Source organism: Salmonella sp. SAL00672 (genome assembly GCF_046552175.1).
GTDB lineage: Bacteria > Pseudomonadota > Gammaproteobacteria > Enterobacterales > Enterobacteriaceae > Salmonella > Salmonella enterica.
Genome location: NZ_JBGDUQ010000010.1, coordinates 85,931 through 99,456, shown reverse-complemented (window position 1 = coordinate 99,456; position 13,526 = coordinate 85,931). Strand labels below are relative to the sequence as shown.

The window sequence follows — 13,526 nt, the reverse complement described above, 5'->3', positions numbered from 1 at the left end:
ATCAGGTGGCTGAAGTACCGGGAATACTCATCAACAACGTCGTTTCGGTATCATTACTGTGGCCTTTGCCGCCGGATATGGGGCCCGGGGAATGAGACTGCATGAAAGCATCAAATGCGTTGTTCATGCTCAGCCCCGCATTACCGGATTTGTCCGGCGCGGCAGCCAGCAGGTCACGGGCCTGATCTGTGGTCATACCAGGCATGACAGCCAGTTTTTCCGCCAACTCTTCACGGCCTTTCGCCTCATCAAGCGCCATCACGGCATCATGAAGTGACGTTGCCGCAGCGATCGGCGATGCTGCCAGAATGGTTCTGGCCTGTTCCACCGTCATCTCTGGCATGGCCGCCAGTGTCTGTGCGAGTGTTTCCCGACCACCAGCTTCTTCCAGGGCAAGGATACGGTCAGCGGTGCTGGTCGTGTCCGTCGGCGCGGCGGCAGCCAGAATAGACTTCGCCTGAGCAACGCTCATTCCCGGCTGCCCGGCCAGCATCTGTGCCAGTGCCTCATGCCCCCTGGCCTCCGGGCAACCCAGAATTCCCATTACGCGCTGGTTTTCCTGCGTGACAGCGTCAGCTGCACTTAATTCAGGCATAGTGCCTCCTGTCTTGTTACTGTTGATAGCTTCTGCCATCACGCCGATGGCGTCAGCAGCATTCACCATTCCATCTGCCAGTCCGGTAGTGATAATGGCCTGCCCGTCATACACTGCCGCCTCCGTCGCCATTACCGCATCGACAGACAACCCCGTGTACCGGGCCACTTTTTCTGCAAACATCTTTCTGGCCTCGTCCATTCGCTGCTGGTAGTCGGCATGGACGCTTTCCGGTAATTTCTGGCTGGGCGTCAGATCAGCCTTGTGTGCGCCAGAATAGATAAGGGTGATATCGATCCCTTCCTGTTTCAGTTTTTCGGCGTAGCTGGTATGCGCCATCACCACACCAATTGATCCCATTCTGGACGTCTGGGTCACAAGGCGGTGCGAACAGGCTGCCGCCAGCAACATGGCCGCCGAACAGGCTGTTTCATTTGCCAGTGCCCAGACAGGTTTCTGTTCGCGCATCCGGTAAATCATGTCAGCACAGTCAAACGCCCCGGCAGCCTGACCGCCGGGACTGTCAATATCCAGCAGAATGCCTTTTACCTCCGGATCTGAAACCGCCTGTTGTAGCCGGGCAGTGACACCGTCATATCCGGTCATCCCTGAAAAGGGACGCATTCCGCCGAGTTTATGAACCAGTGTTCCGGTCACGGGTAATACCGCAATACCGTTCACTACCTGATAAAAACGTGCCTGCGGCTTTCCGGTCGCCATAAAATCGCCTGTGACCAGTGCCATATCCGACTGATCCAGACTTTCGTTATTACCGGGAATGTGCAGGCTGTTAATGCCTGACTCCCTGCCCAGCGCGCAAAAGAAAACCCGCGCATAGGCGGGTTCAAGCAGCAACGGAGCACTGGTTGCCTGGCTGATGATGTGCGGGAGATTACGTTGCACGCTTTTCCTCCTCCGTCTGACGGCTCGCCGCGATCTGTTGTTGATAGGTATCAGTGATCCATACCGGACGCGAAAGTCCGGCTGCCCGCCGTTCTTCGGATTCCCTGACCTGCTGGCGGAATATCTCCTGGTAATCCTCGCCCATAATGGCGAGTTCTTTTTCATAGGTACTCAGCCCGGCCTCAATACGCATCACGGATTCCTGAACCTCCTTGAGTCCGTCAATCGCCATACGTCCGGCACCAATCCACTCCGAGCGGCTCCAGCTGGATCGGGCCTCCCAGAAGGAAAACCTGGCCCGGGGTGCCCGGATAACTCCCCGTATCAGCGCCTCCTCCAGCCAGCAGGAAAACATTTGTGTCGCCAGCCGTCCGGCAATGAACCGGCGCCGCCCCAGGAAATAGCGCCAGGACTCATTGGCAGATGCGCGGGCGCTGGAATAGCTGACCTGAGAATAATCACGCGAAAGCTGCTCATAAGAGACCCCCAGCCCGGCGGCAATATACCGGAGCAGCGCCTGCTCCAGCGCTGAAAAGCCATTATCGGAATCCTGCGCAGTCTGCAGATTCAGCTCATCACCCGGGTACAGGTGGGGAATTTTTACACCGCCCAGTTTGATACTGTTGGTACTGTAATAGCGGGCATAATTTGCCAGCATGTTAACAAGGGGCGTATCTTTGTTATCTGCCGCCGTGATGTATTCAAAGGCTTTCTCGGAATCGAGTTCGCTTTCGATCGTGGCGGCGTACATGGCTTTGACAATCGCGGACTGAAGCTGCGTTGCCTGCAGGGTATCAAGCATCTTCAGCCGCTCCATCACACTGTAAAACTGATTGGCACCGCGCGTCTGTCCGTCCTCAACCGGCTCGAAAATATGTAACATCGCGGGTCGTCCGGACGGCAGAAAACGAGGAATACGGGTCCAGCGTTCCCCACCAGCCACCGGCCAGTCATCATCACAGACATGATAGGCGAGGGCTTTTCCATTCCGGTCCGTTTCCACTCCTGCGCGAAGCTGGCGGTTTCCGCGGGCATACCCCGGCGTGTCCACCCGTTTCGGACTGACAGCCTTGAATCGGGTACGGAAAACCTGCGTGGTTTCAGCGTCCCAGACAGGCTGGAGAAAAATTTCACCATTAAAGGCGTGAACGCCCACGCCTTCACGGATGAACTCTGTAAAAGTACGCTTCCCCTCGGCATCCATTTCGCCAAAAATACCATCGCAATATTCTGTCCATGCAGCTTCAACCTCATCCACAAAACTCTTCGCTGCGCTCTCACGCATACCAAGATAGCGCCAGTTTGGACGATAGCTGATAAGAAACAGGTGTCCGACAATATGATCCTTGTGCAGCGCCACCGCATTTGCTGCAATACCATTATTACGGACCAGATCATCAGCCCGCGCATTGCCGAGGCGCAACGAAGGCAGCAGCGCGGCATCCACGCTTTCCGCCGGGGGCATCCAGTCAGCCATCTGTCCGCCGAAACCGATCCCCCCGCCGGTGTATCCCAGACTTTCCCGCAGCGGCGTGCCGTGAACATCCACCAGAACCGGGGTGCGCTTCACAGTCTCACCCCCACAGGTGCCCGGCGGCGACCATTGCACAGTGACGCCTCAAGTTCCGCGACATATTTTTTCAGATCCCCTACCGATGTCGCGGTAAATTCAACCCGTCGCCCGTCTTTCTGAACCGTCGCCACCCGTTTTCCCGTCATCAGGTCATGCAGCGCGACGCGGGCTTCCTGTAGCTCAGTGATTGTTGCCATTAACTCCTCCTGCCAGCATTGCGGCCAGTTGTTCAAGTGTCGGGGTATCCTGCTCTTCGCTTTTCCTTGATGTCGCCAGCGCCTCCAGATCCAGTTGCCAGCGCTGCACAGACACCCGTAACGCTGCACTGGCATAGACAAGACAATCCAGCGCTTCGTTACGACGTCCTTTGGCATCCCATAACAGCCGGAATTTTCCGTTAACCAGTTTCTCCACCAGCTCTTCGGCTACCAGTTGCTTCGCTTCCACCTCCGTAAAAACATCCGGATTATCCGGAAAGCGGATCGCATAAGGCGTGGCTTCGTCGGCAGGCGCAGTAACCGCCCCCATTCTGGCGTAAAGCATTTCTTTGGCAGTATCAGTACCGATTTCGCACAGGAATACCCCGCTCTGGTTGCGTTTTTTAGGCATGGTAATAACGGGTTTTCCGTAAACGGAGGCCCCTTTGACAGGCAGCACGCGGAAAATGCCGTGTTTTTTTGAGCGTTTATAGACGATTTCTGCATCGATACCGCCGATATCCCAGCAGATACGGGAAATGGAAATATCCGTCCCGTCAGCATGACGATATTTTTTATTAATGACGGCATCCACACGCTGCAGGGTATCTTCATCATCATGCCGTCCCATGATAATTTGCTTATCAATAAGGAAAGCCTCTTCGCCCGGCGCCCAGCCCCAGACATACATTTCATAACGGTTACGCTGGGAGTCGATACCAGCGGTCAGATACACCACCCGCTCCGGAACCGGCGCCGCATAATGAATCACTTTTTCCAGCAAAAGCTCATGGCTGAGTTTTTCGGCCACCGCCTCTTCATAAGGCTCGCCCAACGTGGTGTTTATAAAGGTTTTCACACCATTTGGATCTTTCAGCGCATCCAGCCAGTCATAAATAATCTGTATCCAGGTGGTAAAGGGACTGTAAGCCGTCCAGATATGAAAGGTAATGGATCGTGGCGGCGGAACCTCCTCACCGGACGCGCTGAAATAAGCCAGTCCATCGCGTGTCCACATGCCTGTGTTATCGCAAATCCAGCGGCCTGCTTTCTGATCAAGTTCCGATTGACGGATCACGCATCCATTATGTTCACAAAGGTAATACACCGTCTCCGGCTTGCTTTTCTCCCATTTCAGACCGAACGGCGTACTGCCATCACCGAATTTAAGGTACTGTTCTTCGCCACAGTGCGGACACGGTACATGAAAACGCATAAAATGCGCCGATTCATTTGCCGCCTTTTCAATCTGGCATGACCCTTTGACTTTTGGTGTGGAGCCCCGAATGGATTTAGGCCAGACAGAACCTTCAATACGTTTATCCCCCAGCAGCGTCGGCGAACCTTCTTTCTCGACATCCGGCTCAAAAGATGACAATTCGTCATAGCAGACCACATCCACCGATTTTTCACGGTAGTTTTTGGCTGCTGCACCGCCGAGGCACCAGAACCCGACACCGGAAGAAAAGCGTTTCAGGGTGAGCGTGTTATCACGATGTTTACGCCCGAACCAGGGGGCCAGCTCCAGCAATACAGGAACATCCCTGATAGTCGGCTCCACGTGGGATTTCATAAAATCCTCAGCGGATGAGTCGGTCGGCTGGAACAGCAGGCTGTTGCGCGACTTGTGCTCTATGAAATAGCCTTCCACCCCCAGCAACATTTTGGTATAGCCCACGCGGGCAGACTTAATGAGGTTTACAACGCGGATCAGTTCATACCCCATCGCGTTCATTATCGCTACCTGAAACGGCAGCGTTTCCCATTTGCCGGGGGTGTAGGAGGACTCTTTTGGCAGATAGTAATACTTATCAGCCCACTGCACGGTGGTAAGCGGTACGGGAATATGAAGCGCTATCAGCCCGTTAGTTATGGCTCTGTTGGCATTATTCGCCCTGCGCTCTCCGGAAATCATCGGTCCACTTCTCCACATCCGCTATCGTGGCGGCCCTGCCTGACGCCCTGGCGATTTCCGTTCTGACCACATCGATGTGCGACTGGCACAGATCAGGATATTTGCGCTGTAATACCAGCGGTACCCTTGACAGTATCCCTGCTATTTCCTGAGCCACCCGTTGCAGGATGTAGGTGAACAGTTCGGTCTCAAGAACCAGCCCTTCGCGCTCAGCATTTTTAAGTTCCTGCGCATCCGCCTGGGCTTTTGTCAGGCGGTAGCGCTCATAGTCGATGGTGCCGGGATTAAGATCTGATTCCGCAGCGGCACGTAAATCATCAACCTCTTTACGCAGCTTTTCATTTTCAATAGACGCATCACGCTCCGCGTACCATGAAATCGCTGCCGCGGTGTCGAACACTGCTTCGTTACCTTTTCCTCCTCCGGAAACAAGTGGCAGCCCCTGGCTTTGCCAGGCTGTGACAGTTCTGACGTCACAACCAAAAATTTCAGCCAGTTTTTTTTTGTTCACGTTCATGGAAAAGTCTCCCGGAAACAGGAAAGGATCTGCGATCTTCGTTTTTAACTAAAAACGTTATCCAGCAGATCCTTTCTTTTTTCTAAAAAAACCTTTAAAAACAGGAAATAAACGATAAGAAGAACGGATCTGGCTTTTCCCTGAAAATTTTCATAAGGAGTGAAATCCTGCGACGCTGCCGCCCCGTAACAGGCAGAATTCCCGGAAAGGACCCTGGAAAAAACCGAACAGTTATTATTACAATATAACAATTAATCATTTTAACGCTGACTGAGGGTCTTACATATGAAATTCAAGAGTATCGCTAAAACTGTTTTTCTTTTTGCACTGCTAACCTCAGCTGGCTTTGCAACTGGTAAAAACGTGAATGTCGAATTCGATAAAGGACAAAATAGCGCCCGCTATTCCGGCGTAATAAAGGGATACGATTACGATACATATAACTTCCAGGCCAGAAAGGGGCAGAAAGTACATGTAAGTATTTCGAATGAAGGCGCAGATACCTACCTGTTCGGGCCAGGAATTAGCGATTCCGTTGACCTGTCCAGATATTCATCTGAACTGGATGGCAATGGCCAGTACACGCTACCGGCGTCCGGAAAATACGAACTGAGAGTACTTCAGACACGTAATGAAGCCCGTAAAAACAAAGCGAAAAAATACAGCGTCAATATTCAGATAAAATAAATGCCAGCCTGGTCAGGGGATTCGTTCCAACACCAAACTTTTCAGCCACTGGGTTATTTCATGAGGTGTACCAGTTTTTAGCGTCTGGTTACGTTTTTGAGGTGTACGAAAACTGGCTTACGTCAGTACTATAAAAGCGCGATGTGGTAGTACGAAGACCCAGAGACATTATCATGTTTATGCATTTCTGAAACTCCCCCGCAGGTAAGCTCCTTTTCCCTCCTGCGGGGATTTTTTATTTACGAAGTTTCTCAGACTACTTACGTAGCCGTTCCTGCAAATCTTTTTCAAATATCCCGGTACTTTTACACTCCACCGGCTTCACCTTATCGTTACCGTCGGCAGTATCCAGTCCGGCAGTGCCTGTCACCATTACCGAAACATTACTGCCTTCACCGGCACTCCAGACCTGCGCGACGATACGGTAATGCTCCTGGATATTTTGTGTCTGCGGTAACAGTGAACAGTCCAGATACAACGAACTCAGTTCCGGGTCATCCCCGGTACCGGCGATAATTCCTGTGGTCTGGTCGTTAACACTGGCTGTGATGGCTTTCTCCCTGAAATACAGCGCCACGGCATTCAGCAACTCATCCGGTTTACGGTTACCGATGAATGAGGTTGATATCTGTTCGCTCATCCCTGGCTGCTGCCCGGACTGGCTGTCCTGCTGTTGCTGCCCGCCCGTTTTAACCGGACCATACACAGTAATGCAGCCGCCAAGACAAAGTGCGGCAGCGGTGGCTAATATACGGCGCATAGTCATTACCGATAATAAAGCGTTGTACAACCGGCGAGGGACACACATACCAGGGCCAGTACGAATAATTTTGCCTTCATTAATTTTCCTTGTTATCAGGTTTCAGTTCTGTCCGCTCATTTTGTCCGGGGCTCGTTGACAGATGTAAAAAAGCCAGTGGTCAGACTGGCTAATGTTTTGTTATGTTATATCATCAATTATCTGGGGATTATTTCACTGGTTATAGTCTCCAGAAACAACTAAATAAGATTTCATGGCGTGCTTTTAATGACGATTCTGAACATGTTTGTCTTCCGCCCGGAGATGCAGGTGTCCATCTCCGGGTCTTTTATTTCAGACATTGCGTCCGGATGTACTCCTGCAAATACTTCAGTTTTTCCTGGTCGCTGATGATTCCGGCGCGGATATTGAGAACGTTTTGTCCAGCACCTGGAGAGAGTTCGACGGTGGCAGCATTGCCCACGCGGCTGGTGCTGGCGGTTTCGGTCCGGGTGGGCACTGAACATCGCCCTTCGACGCGCACCCGGCTACCAGCAGCAAGGCGGCGCTGCAAATCAGTATTCCTGTTTTGTGCATCAGCTAGTTCCTTTGTGTATTTTGCATCGAGGGCGGCAACGTCACGCTGGCGCTTCGTCATGTCGGTAATTGTCTCGTTCGCCAGCTTCAGGTTGTGAGTAGCAGTATCACGCTGGTACTTGTAAGTGATAGCGTTATTGCGGTAGTGATTTGCCAGCCGACCGGCAACAATTAGCGAGACGAGCAACAGGCCAACAAACATCGTTTTCCAGTTGAACATCATGACAGGAACAGAGCACGCTCCGCCTCACGCCGACGGGTAAGCCCGTTCAGTACTTTGCCACCAGCCTTATTCCAGCGCAGGAACTCATCAGCGGCGCCGGCGTAATCACCAGCGTTTAGCTTCCGCAGCAGAGTTGATGAGGATAATGTCCGGGCGCCGAGGTTGTACGCGAACGACACCAGCGCATCAAACTGGCCTTGCGTCAACTTGACCTTAACCAGTTTGGACACATCATTTTCATAACCGACTAAACCAGTTTTAAGCAAGCGCTCGGCAGTAGCCTCGTCAATCATCATTCCGGGCTTAACTGGCTTACCGTCAACAGAGTGGGTCCAGCCATAACCAATCGTCCAGGGATCTCCCCCCGTTCCCGGGTCCGGATAAGCTGTCAGGCTACAACCTTCAAACTCTTTGATTAGGGTAATGCCTTTTTCACTGATTCTCATCATTAACCCCTGCACGTTTTTTGAGTGCGCTAATTGCGATTTCGCGCAGCTTGTCCACACCGACAAAGCCAATAATTCCGCCAACGAAAGGCGAAATGGAAACCGGCAGGCCTACCACATCAAGCGCACTGGTGACACATAAGGAAAGAGCGCCACACAGGACGCCCTCAAGCCATTTATTTTTACGGGTGGCGCCGTCGTATATCAGTCGGCCGTAGGCAATGAGTCCGGCCATTAACGCCCCAAGTATCTGGGGCCACGCATTTTTGAGTCCGGTCAAAACCGCAGCCCAGAATTCAGGAGTCTTGTCATTCATTTTCATAAGCCTCACCTCCGATGATTTCGGATGGTAACTAGAGTGAGTGAAATGGTTGGGTTGCAGGGTTTAATATCTTGTAAAACAGGATTGCCTGTGGTTGCAGAATCTGAAAGTAAAATCACGCAGAGTACAATTTTAATGGAGGTGAGGCACAAATACTGCAAATTTAGCTTTTAGCTTAATTGATTGCGTGCTGAGTGAATTCTGTTTGACAAAAACATGCTATTTATAGAATGTTAATTCCATGTAATAAAAAGGATGTGTAACTCATCATGCCAACGGGAATTAAACCAATATTTATCAATAATATGATGTCAACATATGGATTATCCCATCCTCATGACAGCAAGGTATTTCCAGACCTTCCAGAACACCAAGATAATCCTTCTCAATTACGCCTCCAACATGATGGTCTTGCTACCGATGATAAAGCCAGGCTGGAACCAATGTGTCTTGCTGAATACCTTATCTCTGGACCAGGAGGAATGGATCCTGATATCGAAATTGATGATGATACCTATGATGAATGCCGTGAGGTGCTATCACGCATACTTGAAGATGCATACACTCAAAGCGGGACATTCCGCAGACTGATGAATTATGCCTACGACCAGGAATTGCATGATGTAGAATAACGCTGGTTGCTGGGAGCCGGAGAAAACTTTGGTACTACCGTAACTGATGAGGACCAGGAGAGTTCAGAAGGCAGAAAAGTGATTGCCCTCAACCTGGATGATACAGACGATGATTCAATACCAGAGTACTATGAAAGTAATGATGGCCCACAACAATTTGATACAACACGCTCATTTATTCATGAAGTTGTACACGCGTTGACTCACCTTCAGGACAAAGAAGACAGTAATCCAAGAGGCCCGGTAGTCGAGTATACCAATATCATTTTAAAAGAGATGGGTCACACATCACCACCAAGAATCGCCTACGAATTTAGTAATTGACACTCATCAAAAAATGCAAAATCCCACGATGCTACAACACAGTAACCAGTTCAGGTCTGAGCTAATACAGGTCAGCAGTCCATAGACACTGGCTCCTGTCAGGATGCCACCTGCTAACCCAGTACCAGAAATCGATTCGGACATTCATCCCCCTCTGGTTGTGTGGGGCCTCTCAGTTATGAGGGGAAATAATAAATATCCTCCGGCATAGCCGGAGGATATTTATTCATAAAGAACACAATTAAGAATAATACCGATTTAATTAAAATAACTTGATCTCACAGTTGAAGAATGAATAATAGCGAGCCCTGCCAAGGCAGGGCATAGAAATAACCAACGAGAAGAAATAGGTAGGAACTAATGAAAAACACCGCTCTGGGTAAGTTCATTTTTATCGTCGGCACCGCGTTACTGCTCGGTGGCTGTAGTGGCATGGTCATGCCTCCCTATGCCACCCACGGTACATCGGTCGGAATCATTGCGCCGGCGGGAGGCTATAGCGAGTGGCACACGGATAGCCGCAACCACACCACAGGAGACAGTCACAGCCAGTCACAGGGAAACTGCACCCAAAGTGAAGATAGCCAGCTCAACGAAAATGGTCTCACACGGACACACCAAAGCAACTGTAACACCCGTAGTCAAACCCACAGCAGTAGCACCAGCAAAACCCGCTCCAGCAGCGTCGGTTTCAGCGTCGGGGGGCCTGTTGGTGCTAGCATAGGGTTGATTAAGCAGATGGAGTCGATGAACCGTGCGCCAGCCAACGATATGAGTAGTAATGAGATGTTCAAGAATTTCGGTTTCTAGCACATAACGCCACCTGGTACCGTTGTGGTGTCTGGCCCGGCGGCTATCTGTAACGACTCACAATCGAAAAAAGTCAGACTCGCAATCAGCGCAAATTTTGGCTCACAATAACTGCAACTGAAATCGGACGTGGACTCACGCTAAGTGAGAGCGAAATCCGACGCTCAGAGCCAAATGAGAAGTTTTTTCCATTGGCAGTAATTGTGAGCCAGCAAAAATAGATTGTGAGTCCATTGAATGGGGATCGTTGTGCATTTTCATAAGCCTCACCTCCGATAGCTCGGATGGCGCAGTGTGAAGTAGGAAGGCCGCCCGGTGGATTAACGACAAAACTCAGAGGGATTATTCCGGACGGCACAAACAGAAAAGCCCCGGCAATCACCGAGGCTTAAATTGTTGCCGGTTACCGCTCCGGCGCGATCAGCAAAAGCTATCGCGGTATCAGATTGTGGTCCTGCCTGTGTGAGCTTTGCGGTCGGCTGGAACATGTAGACTCCGCATCACTCCCCGCACTTTGTCTTATTGGCGTCGGGAATCCATAAAAGAAAACCCCGCCGAGGCGAGGTTCTTAATTCTTGTAACATCACAGGCATAATAACCCATCGTTGGAATCAGGTTAGCCATTTTCCGTTAAGTTTGCAATAGCTAAATTATTTTGGTCATCGAGTCACGTTTCCCAGAACCTTTTCTGCATACGATTCCTCAATATGGCAATGCTCCACCAGCCGATCGAAAAACAGTTTATAGTTGTACCGCCATACCATTTCCGTTACTCCTAGTGCTTTAAAAATCTCGGTATCTTTGAGACGTGGGTAGCCTCTTCCCTTGCATCTTGGGCATTTTTTATAAACCGGCACGCCCTGCAACTCAGATTTTTTCTTATCGAGAATTTCTCCGCGTCCCCGGCAACGACATTCATTTTTCACATGGCCTTTGCCATCACACGCCTTACACACTACGCGCACCTGCTCACGAACTGATTTCCACACCTCCCAGTCGGACGGAGAAATACCTTTCGTATCTTTTACCCATTTTGGTGGCTTACCATCCGGGTAGGTAACCTTGTTCGTGAAAACCTCAGCATCAATTAATTTAGCACCATGACAGCTACTGCACGTCACCAGGCTGGCCGCGCTGAGGGAATAATCGCGAAATACATAACGCGCCATAGTGTCGAGAAATTTTGAACGCTTACCCTCTTCCATTTTCCGTAATGCCCCATGCCGTTCTGCACGCTGCTCTGCTAATAGCCTGATATAGGCGATGATATTTTCAGAAGATAAAACCCCAGCTTTTGCAAGATACAATTCAATACCCACTGCGGCTTTTGCAGTAAGTAGCCCGAGGGATGCCATTACGTCAGTAATAGTCAGCGTATCAGACGTTATTCCGCATGGTACTGCGCCGGGCATCATGGATTTAGGTGAAAAATATTTCGGTAAGGACTCAAGATTCATTTCGATGCTCCCGTTTTGCTTCAATGCGGACGTAATTACGAAGAATGCGGTATGCCACAGGAAAAGATCCCCGGTATCGATAAATTCGGAGACGCAACCAGCGCATGCGGAGTATCTCGATCAGTTCTGGTTTCATGCGGCCTCCAGCTTTTTTAGCGCACGCAGATCCGCCAGAGCCGCGAGCCTGATTTCCTTCAGCTCCTCGACCGTCCAGCGGTGCGGGGTGTTATTGTTCTCGAGTGCCAGCACCGCAGCCTCACCGTAACGCTCAACCAGCGCGGCACGATATGCTTCGATGTTCCCTGATTTGTAGACGTTGCAGACATCACACTGAAGATGGATGTTGAAGCGAGTAAAGCGCAGATGCCCGGCGGCGGCCGTACTCCTGTAATGGCCTGCATGCCATGCGAATGCCGTCTTCGTTCCACAGGAGATGCAACCGAGTCCTTCTGCCAGTTCGGTTTCGCGGCAAATGTCATTTACGGCGCGCTGCGTCAAGTCAATCCAGTGTTTCAGCGGCTTAACCGCGGCTTTCCGCTGGCGCCAGGCGGCGCGTTCTTTTTTCTCAGCGGCGCGCTGAAGGGATTGCGCCTTACGTTGCGCGGCTTCGCGAGCTTTTCTGGTCTGTTCTTTGCCGACGGCGCTGGCGCACTGGTACGAGCAAACGATCTGCCCCTCGCGTATCGGGTGAAACCACTGGCGGCATTCTTTGTTTGCGCACTTACGGCGCGGTAATTTAGCCATGTTCACCCCCAGACCTTTTGGCGTAAGGATTTTGGCGTCCGCACCCGGTGTGCATATTCAGGTAATTTCGCGCTGACAGTCCAGGTAATGAAGTCAGGGTTCAGGCTCTTTTCTGTCCTTATGCCCCGCTTCTGATAATCCGATATCAGAGTGTCGGCCTGCTCGGTTGTACAGTCGTGATGATGGAACCAGGAGTATTTCATCGCCATCACCCCGCAAAGCTCATGAGCTGGGCGGCGGCGTTCTCGGCCTCGCGCTGAGTACGGAATGTACGTGATAAAATCCAGCGCCAGAGAACATCAAGCGCGGATTTATACAACTGCTGAAATTCGACCTCATCCATGCTGGAAAAAGCGATGCTGCGGGGATGTTTGCGAAGGGTGCCGTCCGGTAACTGGATGGCGTCATAGTGACCAGCCTCAACCGTCACCCATGCGCGGTAGGCATCGAATGATTTACACAGGCTAATCCCGTTTGTTACCCGGCGGTTTGCAATCTGTTCCAGATACTGTTCAGCCGCATCCAGTAATGCGCTTTCATTCCCGCCATATGCAGCGAGAAACTTTGCATAACCGTTTACCAGTTTGCGCTCATTGGCAGAAATGGCGCCGCCGGTGGGTTCCCAGTATTCAAACCCAAGATTAAGCAACGCGAAAAAGCGGCGATGGAATGCAGGATTCCTCACCTGACGGAACTCAGCCACCAGCACGGCGCCGAGTTTGATTTTTGATTGCAGAATATCACTGGTCTCCGGCGTTGCGGGGATCAGAATTCCAGATGACTGCTTGATGAGTTGTAATTCGTGCGCCATGGTATTCTCCGTGGCGCAGTAGATTGGGAGTTCA

At 51.2% G+C, this 13,526-nt stretch carries 17 protein-coding genes and 1 pseudogene; 3 read left to right on the top strand and 15 right to left on the bottom strand.

All coding sequences use genetic code 11. The features are described 5' to 3' along the window. Position 1: 1 nt before the first annotated feature. From ACLJTG_RS19615 to ACLJTG_RS19595, 5 genes are read right to left on the bottom strand one after another with little or no spacing between them, the layout of a single operon-like run. Positions 2 to 1,498 carry a S49 family peptidase gene (locus ACLJTG_RS19615; RefSeq protein WP_001189498.1) on the bottom strand — a complete coding sequence of 499 codons (1,497 nt, stop codon included), beginning with the start codon at positions 1,496 to 1,498 and terminating at the stop codon, positions 2 to 4. Beyond that, the gene (locus ACLJTG_RS19610; RefSeq protein ID WP_000831821.1) at positions 1,488 to 3,068 is read right to left on the bottom strand and encodes a phage portal protein; all 1,581 of its coding nucleotides are present in this window, start codon (positions 3,066 to 3,068) and stop codon (positions 1,488 to 1,490) included. Before ACLJTG_RS19610 ends, ACLJTG_RS19615 begins: the two co-directional genes overlap by 11 nt. Further along, positions 3,065 to 3,268, bottom strand: a complete 204-nt coding sequence (locus ACLJTG_RS19605) for a phage head-tail joining protein (protein WP_000201415.1) — start codon at positions 3,266 to 3,268, stop codon at positions 3,065 to 3,067. Before ACLJTG_RS19605 ends, ACLJTG_RS19610 begins: the two co-directional genes overlap by 4 nt. After that, positions 3,252 to 5,183 carry a phage terminase large subunit family protein gene (locus ACLJTG_RS19600; RefSeq protein ID WP_000623092.1) on the bottom strand — a complete coding sequence of 644 codons (1,932 nt, stop codon included), beginning with the start codon at positions 5,181 to 5,183 and terminating at the stop codon, positions 3,252 to 3,254. Before ACLJTG_RS19600 ends, ACLJTG_RS19605 begins: the two co-directional genes overlap by 17 nt. Then, positions 5,155 to 5,700, bottom strand: a complete 546-nt coding sequence (locus ACLJTG_RS19595) for a terminase small subunit (RefSeq protein WP_001102153.1) — start codon at positions 5,698 to 5,700, stop codon at positions 5,155 to 5,157. Before ACLJTG_RS19595 ends, ACLJTG_RS19600 begins: the two co-directional genes overlap by 29 nt. A gap of 285 nt (positions 5,701 to 5,985) precedes the next feature. On the opposite strand from ACLJTG_RS19595, the gene pliG reads away from it, so the two are divergent. Continuing rightward, positions 5,986 to 6,387, top strand: coding sequence for a g-type lysoyme inhibitor PliG (pliG, locus tag ACLJTG_RS19590; RefSeq protein ID WP_000669693.1), 402 nt, complete (start codon positions 5,986 to 5,988; stop codon positions 6,385 to 6,387). Between the two features lie 256 nt (positions 6,388 to 6,643). On the opposite strand, the gene ACLJTG_RS19585 is transcribed toward pliG, so the two are convergent. From ACLJTG_RS19585 to ACLJTG_RS19570, 4 genes are all read right to left on the bottom strand, one after another. Beyond that, positions 6,644 to 7,147 (bottom strand): hypothetical protein, encoded by a 504-nt coding sequence (locus ACLJTG_RS19585; RefSeq protein WP_001252721.1) that lies wholly within the window; start codon positions 7,145 to 7,147, stop codon positions 6,644 to 6,646. Between the two features lie 328 nt (positions 7,148 to 7,475). After that, positions 7,476 to 7,925, bottom strand: a complete 450-nt coding sequence (locus tag ACLJTG_RS19580) for a lysis protein (protein ID WP_031607240.1) — start codon at positions 7,923 to 7,925, stop codon at positions 7,476 to 7,478. 17 nt (positions 7,926 to 7,942) lie between these two features. After that, positions 7,943 to 8,395 carry a lysozyme gene (locus ACLJTG_RS19575; RefSeq protein ID WP_000984583.1) on the bottom strand — a complete coding sequence of 151 codons (453 nt, stop codon included), beginning with the start codon at positions 8,393 to 8,395 and terminating at the stop codon, positions 7,943 to 7,945. Then, entirely contained in the window at positions 8,379 to 8,708 is a 330-nt protein-coding gene (locus tag ACLJTG_RS19570) for a phage holin, lambda family (RefSeq protein WP_001574216.1), read from the bottom strand. Before ACLJTG_RS19570 ends, ACLJTG_RS19575 begins: the two co-directional genes overlap by 17 nt. Positions 8,709 to 8,983: 275 nt before the next feature. Here ACLJTG_RS19570 and gtgA point away from each other — a divergent pair. Both gtgA and ACLJTG_RS19560 read left to right on the top strand, forming a co-directional pair. After that, positions 8,984 to 9,670: pseudogene (gtgA, locus tag ACLJTG_RS19565) on the top strand (type III secretion system effector protease GtgA). A 360-nt stretch (positions 9,671 to 10,030) separates the two neighbouring features. Continuing rightward, on the top strand, positions 10,031 to 10,480 hold the full coding sequence (locus ACLJTG_RS19560; protein ID WP_000798705.1) for a hypothetical protein: 450 nt from the start codon (positions 10,031 to 10,033) through the stop codon (positions 10,478 to 10,480). A 135-nt stretch (positions 10,481 to 10,615) separates the two neighbouring features. On the opposite strand, the gene ACLJTG_RS19555 is transcribed toward ACLJTG_RS19560, so the two are convergent. The 6 genes from ACLJTG_RS19555 to ACLJTG_RS19530 all read right to left on the bottom strand — a co-directional run bounded on the left by ACLJTG_RS19555 (position 10,616) and on the right by ACLJTG_RS19530 (position 13,492). Next, entirely contained in the window at positions 10,616 to 10,741 is a 126-nt protein-coding gene (locus tag ACLJTG_RS19555) for a hypothetical protein (protein WP_001534733.1), read from the bottom strand. 398 nt (positions 10,742 to 11,139) lie between these two features. Next, positions 11,140 to 11,937 carry an antitermination protein gene (locus ACLJTG_RS19550; protein WP_001047630.1) on the bottom strand — a complete coding sequence of 266 codons (798 nt, stop codon included), beginning with the start codon at positions 11,935 to 11,937 and terminating at the stop codon, positions 11,140 to 11,142. Beyond that, entirely contained in the window at positions 11,927 to 12,073 is a 147-nt protein-coding gene (locus ACLJTG_RS19545; protein ID WP_001617856.1) for a YlcG family protein, read from the bottom strand. The genes ACLJTG_RS19550 and ACLJTG_RS19545 overlap by 11 nt, the downstream gene beginning before the upstream one ends. Further along, the gene (locus tag ACLJTG_RS19540; RefSeq protein WP_001096547.1) at positions 12,070 to 12,681 is read right to left on the bottom strand and encodes a recombination protein NinG; all 612 of its coding nucleotides are present in this window, start codon (positions 12,679 to 12,681) and stop codon (positions 12,070 to 12,072) included. The genes ACLJTG_RS19545 and ACLJTG_RS19540 overlap by 4 nt, the downstream gene beginning before the upstream one ends. A 2-nt stretch (positions 12,682 to 12,683) precedes the next feature. After that, a complete protein-coding gene (locus ACLJTG_RS19535) occupies positions 12,684 to 12,890 on the bottom strand; it encodes a hypothetical protein (RefSeq protein WP_001241016.1) in 207 nt (68 codons plus the stop codon). Beyond that, positions 12,890 to 13,492 carry a DUF1367 family protein gene (locus ACLJTG_RS19530; RefSeq protein WP_000929790.1) on the bottom strand — a complete coding sequence of 201 codons (603 nt, stop codon included), beginning with the start codon at positions 13,490 to 13,492 and terminating at the stop codon, positions 12,890 to 12,892. The genes ACLJTG_RS19535 and ACLJTG_RS19530 overlap by 1 nt, the downstream gene beginning before the upstream one ends. Between the last annotated feature and the right edge of the window lie 34 nt (positions 13,493 to 13,526).

Bases quoted from the DNA above. Each gene is read 5' to 3' on its own strand.
- ACLJTG_RS19585 (WP_001252721.1), bottom strand. From the start codon at position 7,147: ATGCGCCGTATATTAGCCACCGCTGCCGCACTTTGTCTTGGCGGCTGC.
- ACLJTG_RS19530 (WP_000929790.1), bottom strand. From the start codon at position 13,492: ATGGCGCACGAATTACAACTCATCAAGCAGTCATCTGGAATTCTGATC.
- ACLJTG_RS19580 (WP_031607240.1), bottom strand. From the start codon at position 7,925: ATGTTTGTTGGCCTGTTGCTCGTCTCGCTAATTGTTGCCGGTCGGCTG.
- ACLJTG_RS19540 (WP_001096547.1), bottom strand. From the start codon at position 12,681: ATGGCTAAATTACCGCGCCGTAAGTGCGCAAACAAAGAATGCCGCCAG.
- ACLJTG_RS19560 (WP_000798705.1), top strand. From the start codon at position 10,031: ATGAAAAACACCGCTCTGGGTAAGTTCATTTTTATCGTCGGCACCGCG.
- ACLJTG_RS19550 (WP_001047630.1), bottom strand. From the start codon at position 11,937: ATGAATCTTGAGTCCTTACCGAAATATTTTTCACCTAAATCCATGATG.
- ACLJTG_RS19600 (WP_000623092.1), bottom strand. From the start codon at position 5,183: ATGATTTCCGGAGAGCGCAGGGCGAATAATGCCAACAGAGCCATAACT.
- ACLJTG_RS19605 (WP_000201415.1), bottom strand. From the start codon at position 3,268: ATGGCAACAATCACTGAGCTACAGGAAGCCCGCGTCGCGCTGCATGAC.
- ACLJTG_RS19575 (WP_000984583.1), bottom strand. From the start codon at position 8,395: ATGATGAGAATCAGTGAAAAAGGCATTACCCTAATCAAAGAGTTTGAA.
- ACLJTG_RS19555 (WP_001534733.1), bottom strand. From the start codon at position 10,741: ATGAAAATGCACAACGATCCCCATTCAATGGACTCACAATCTATTTTT.
- ACLJTG_RS19545 (WP_001617856.1), bottom strand. From the start codon at position 12,073: ATGAAACCAGAACTGATCGAGATACTCCGCATGCGCTGGTTGCGTCTC.
- ACLJTG_RS19535 (WP_001241016.1), bottom strand. From the start codon at position 12,890: ATGGCGATGAAATACTCCTGGTTCCATCATCACGACTGTACAACCGAG.
- pliG (WP_000669693.1), top strand. From the start codon at position 5,986: ATGAAATTCAAGAGTATCGCTAAAACTGTTTTTCTTTTTGCACTGCTA.
- ACLJTG_RS19595 (WP_001102153.1), bottom strand. From the start codon at position 5,700: ATGAACGTGAACAAAAAAAAACTGGCTGAAATTTTTGGTTGTGACGTC.
- ACLJTG_RS19570 (WP_001574216.1), bottom strand. From the start codon at position 8,708: ATGAATGACAAGACTCCTGAATTCTGGGCTGCGGTTTTGACCGGACTC.